The organism is uncultured Bacteroides sp. (assembly GCF_937912035.1).
Taxonomy (GTDB): Bacteria; Bacteroidota; Bacteroidia; order Bacteroidales; family Bacteroidaceae; genus Phocaeicola.
Genome location: NZ_CALDPF010000001.1, coordinates 1 through 5,249, shown reverse-complemented (window position 1 = coordinate 5,249; position 5,249 = coordinate 1). Strand labels below are relative to the sequence as shown.

General features: G+C 36.7%; 2 protein-coding genes. Both read right to left on the bottom strand.

Annotation, left to right across the window (positions count from 1 at the left end; all coding sequences use genetic code 11):
- Window positions 1-468: 468 nt before the first annotated feature.
- On the bottom strand, window positions 469-2,037 hold the full coding sequence (locus tag Q0486_RS00010; RefSeq protein WP_008659443.1) for a RagB/SusD family nutrient uptake outer membrane protein: 1,569 nt from the start codon (window positions 2,035-2,037) through the stop codon (window positions 469-471).
- Window positions 2,038-2,058: 21 nt separating this feature from the next.
- Window positions 2,059-5,249 (bottom strand): SusC/RagA family TonB-linked outer membrane protein (locus Q0486_RS00005; protein WP_299228885.1); only part of this gene is annotated, 3,191 nt, incomplete at its 5' end.

The following is a 5,249-nucleotide window of genomic DNA, read 5'->3' as shown; positions in this document are numbered from 1 at the left end:
TTCTTGATCGAGTGCGAAAAAGAAAGACAAGGAAAGAAGCAAGTATAGCAATAATCACAATAATGTATTTAACATTATTATACAATCTTCAGCTATAAAGCTATAAAGTAATATCGAAAGTAGAATTATATGGCCAACCGTAGTTAGTATATGGCCGATATTGTGAAAAAGTAATTGAATTTATAAACACAAATAGACTGTTTCCAATCTTAAGAAGAAGTTTCGTATGTGACTTGAAAAGAATAAATAGCCTCCTCTTTATAATAAGTGTTTTTAATTACTTTTAAGGTATATAGAGTTGAAAATACCCTAATAATATTATCAGAATAATTTCCTAAAGTCTATAAAATGTGTGTGCTCTGCTTTCAGCAGGAGAATAGATTAACAATAAAAAGCCAACTGATTTATTGTCAGTTGGCTTATATTGATGGTATTTAAAGAATATTTCTAAGTGATGTCTTCAATTTCTCACTTATCATACCCTGGTGTTTGTTCCAATTTTGGGTCATTATTTAATGTATTGACGTCTATCGGCCACAACAACTTATGGGCTTCACTTTCTTTAATTAATGGAACTCTTTCATCAGGAGTCTCATTGTTGGGATAATTAGCTGCTACTGAAAAAGCTAATGATTTTCCGTTTGCATCGTGCATACGTACTACATCAAACCAACGTTTACCTTCCCAAACAAATTCTTTATCACGTTCATGTAAAATAGTTAACTCATTGTCAGCATAACTTCCATCAGTGTATGCGAATTGTGGATGCCAGTTCTTACCATAAGCCCGCTTACGTACTTCATTAACGTAATTTGCACATTTTCCTGAAAGGGCATTTTCTATTTCTGCCATCATCAATAGTACATCGGCATAACGATATACAATAATATCTGTATCAAATATACGCTGGTTGTTAGAATTGACAGAACCGATACCCTTTTTCATAGCAATGCCAAATCCTTCCTTTTGGGCACTACCATAATGATCCATGAAAGTAGCGTCGCGTCGCATATCTTCATCATCATATGAATCCCAAAGTGCCTTCTTATATTCATGAAGGAATTGCCCTACTGTCCCTTTCAAATCTAAAGTATCCTGCATTAATTTGCCATCACGGCCATAGCGTTGCCCTTCGAATATATTACCATAATAAATAAAAGGACCGGCCCAATTAGTTGCTTCTCCATCTTTAAAACGAATGGCAAAAATAATTTCATCATTTGCTTTTTTAGAGAAGACCTCTGAAAAATTATCTAATAACGAGAATTGGTTGATTAAAGGCTGGAGAGCTGTCTGAGCAATTGCCAAATCACTATTTCCTGTGGCTTGATGATCGCCTGTAGTCACTTTTGCTGACCACATGTAAACTTCAGCTTTTAACATTAAGGTTGCATATTTTGTCCACATTGCTCTATCTATAGTAACATTGTTTCCAAAATTTAATTCAGAAGCCTCAAGATCACTTTTAATAAATTTGAGTATTGTTTCAGGAGTAGAACGTTCCGTATAAAGGGCATCTGCAGATATCTTTCCTCCTTCAAGCACTTTGACATCAGTAATCAAAGGTACGCCACCATAAGTTTTATATAACATAAAATAATACAATGCTCTCAAACCGTATGCCTGTCCCAAGTAAAATCCTTTTTTACTTTCACTTAAAAAGGAACATCCGTTTGACACCTCCGATATAAAATGGTTTACCTGCATAATTCTACCGTATAAATCATACCAATTACTAATACCGGTATTGTCTTTAGTCAACATATTGTTTTTAATAGGATCACTATAAGACATAGATGTACCCAACGAAGATGTGCCATAACGAGATGTACCTCCACGAGCTTCCCCAAGTACATAAAACATGGTATAGGAACTTCGTAAATTATTGTGTAAGCCATTCATATATCCTTCTACTTGAGCTTCTTTAGTCCAAAAGTTACCACTGCCGTAATAATCTTCTGGCGAAAGATCTAAAGCGTCACATGAAACATACAGCAACGCTGATAAGAATAATAAAATAGATGTTATCTTTTTCATATTTGTTACAATGTTAATTTTTTAAAAGGAAACATTTACTCCAAAAATAATAGTTCGTGGTAATGGATATCCTCCATTATTACTACTGCTCTCAGGAGAGTGCATATGCTCAGCTTCTGTCAGATAGCCAAGATTTTGTCCAGTAATAGAGAAGGAAACATCGTTCATTCCAGCTTTTTTAATTAATTGTGAGGGTAATCTATATGCTAAGCTAAGTTCACGAAGAGCTAGATAATTACCATTGAAAGTGAACATAGAACTACTACGTGCATAATTACGTTTTCCTAACTGATCAGCCCACGTGTAAGTTGGATATTTGGCGTTTGGATTTTCAGGTGACCATGTATTTTTGGTATCTGAGATTGTATTATAAGTTCCCTGCATATTACCCATGATCCAAGGAGTCTTCCAATCAATTACAGTAAAGCCTAAAGCATAATCAAAACGTGCTGATAATGTCAGATCTTTCCATGATACAGTCGTATTGAAGCCACCAGTCCATTTGGGCGTTGTATTACCGACTTTCACTTGATCATATACGTCAATGACGCCATCATTATTCACATCTTTCCACTTTACATCTCCAGGTTGTATAGGTAAACCTTTACTTTTTTCCTGATCTGTTAATTTAGCCCATGCTTCCGGACCATACAAAATCTTATTGTTTGAGCTGTTATTTCCTGTAGACTTATCGATCAAATTTCCTGGAATTTCGGATTCGCTTCTGTATAATCCTTCTGCTTTGTATGCATAGATGTCACCTGGGCGCTGTCCTTCCTGATAACCTCCTACCCACATCTTCTCATAGCTGCCATCATCCAATTTGCGACCTGTATACACCTCCATGGCATTCTGACGATTTCTCTCCAGTCCATTGTATGGCAATTCCAGAATTTTGTTTATGTTATAGGCAGCGTTCAGATTGATATTCCACTTCCAATCACGTTTCTCAAGCACTTTAAAACCAAATTCCAGCTCAAGTCCTTGATTCTGTAATTTACCGTTATTTGAGGTTATACCAGAAACCCCTGATGAAGATGGCAAAGGAATAGTGGCATATTTATCTTCCGTTCTACGATTGTAATACGTCATGTTAGTATTGATTCTGTTTTCAAGAAAACTTAAATCCATACCTACTTCAAAAGTTTGTGAACGTTCCCATTGTAAATAAGGAATAGGGAGAGAACCTAATAGATACCCAGTATTGCCGTTATATTTATTACTTCCGTAAGATCCCTGCACTGTGTAATTACCGACCCAATCTTTATTTACATTTCCATTCAATCCATAACTTGCGCGCAATTTGGCAAAGGAAACTACTTGTTGGAGGGATTCCATAAATTTCTCTTTTCCGAAAACCCATCCTGCTGAAATTCCGGGAAATACTCCCCAACGGTTGTCTTTTGCTAATTTAGAGTAGCCATCCTTTCTTAATACGAATGATACCAAATATTTGCTTTGGAAGTCATAATTCACACGCCCAAAGAAAGACATAATGCGTTGGCGACTATGCCATGAATCAATATTACGTTTTCCTTCTTCATTACTTGTAAATTGAAGATCACCAAAATCGTCAGTCGGAGCACCCGATCCAGAAGCGTTAAATCCTTTTTGATAAGCATCGTAGTATTCAAAACCTAACATTGCAGCCAGATAATGATCTTTCGTAATTTGATAATCATAATTTAAAACCGCATTGTAAGTCTGATTGAGCGTTCTATCAAATTCTGCTGATGTAGAACGAGATGTATTCATGTTATTGGGACTTGACAAGTAGTCTTGATTGAATGCTTCATATTTAGCTTCATCAAAGTACCAGTTCGCTGTCAACTTTAAATTCAGTCCTTTCATTAATTTTATATCGAAGGATTGTACCATGGTAAATTTGTCGGTGTTGTTATCACGCTTAAACTTACTTAAATTGAATGACTGGTTCCCATCAGAAGAATTAGGACCTAATAACATTTCACCATCAGCGTTGTAACCACGGAATGTAGGAGGTAATGAAAGCATTCGATTGAAATATTCCACTTCACCTCTGGAACCAGGAGAAAGTCCATACCAAGTAGCATCTGCAAAATTAAACGATGAACTGGATGTAAGCCAAGGTTTGATTTTATAATCAGCATTAAACGTAAATGTTAGACGTTTATACCAATTCCCTGTAGCTGTACCATCTGTATTATTATATCCGATTCCAGCATAATAATTTCCTTTATCGTTACCTCCAGAAATACTGATATTGTAGTCTTGAGAAAGTGATGGAGTATGTAGGTTGAACGAGGCAGGATCTGTATTCTTATAAATTATTTGATCACCATATACAGGATCTGTCATGGTTTGCCAACCTTGCTTCAATAAAAAAGCCAGATCATCCGTATATTTCATTGTACTCCATACGGCACGCACGTCTTTATTTCCATCAAGTACGGCCCCGGTACTAGGATCAAAATAGAGATTACCCGTACCATAGGGAGTTGCATTATTTAGACTATTCATATCTGCTGTACCAACCCAATTACCTTTGGAATCTTTATAGATTTGCCCAGAACGTTGATATGCCGTACGCATCCAATAGATATAATCGCCGGCATTCATAAATTCATAAGGATTATTGTAATAGTTGATACCGACTTTAGCCTTTACACTGACCTCACCTTTACCTTCTTTACCACGTTTAGTAGTAACTAAGATTACACCATTATTAGCGCGAGCACCATAAATAGCAGTGGCACCGGCGTCTTTTAGGACTTCCATTGACTCAATATCCTCAGGATTGATATCACTCAGACTTCCACGGACTTGTCCGTCTACTAACACTAATGGAGATCCCGTTCCGTTATAATCGGTACCACCACGTAGGATTATAGTAGGAGTAGCTCCTGGATCACCTGAGGTCTGAAGAACACGTACACCCGATACCGCCCCAGACAAAGCTTGTGCCGGATTGGAAAAGAGTCCTTTTTGTAGAACATCTTCCTTTACTTTGCCAATTGAATTGGTCACTTTGGTACGCAACTGTTTGCCACCATATCCTGTGACTACTACTTCATCCAACATTTCAGAGTCTTCTTTCAATTTAATATTGAAAGAATTTTTGCCCTTTACATCGAGTACCTGAGGCTGATACCCAACATAAGAAACTTTGATCTTTCCATTAGGATCGACCATTAATGTAAACTTACCGTCAATGTCAGTAATCACACCATTGG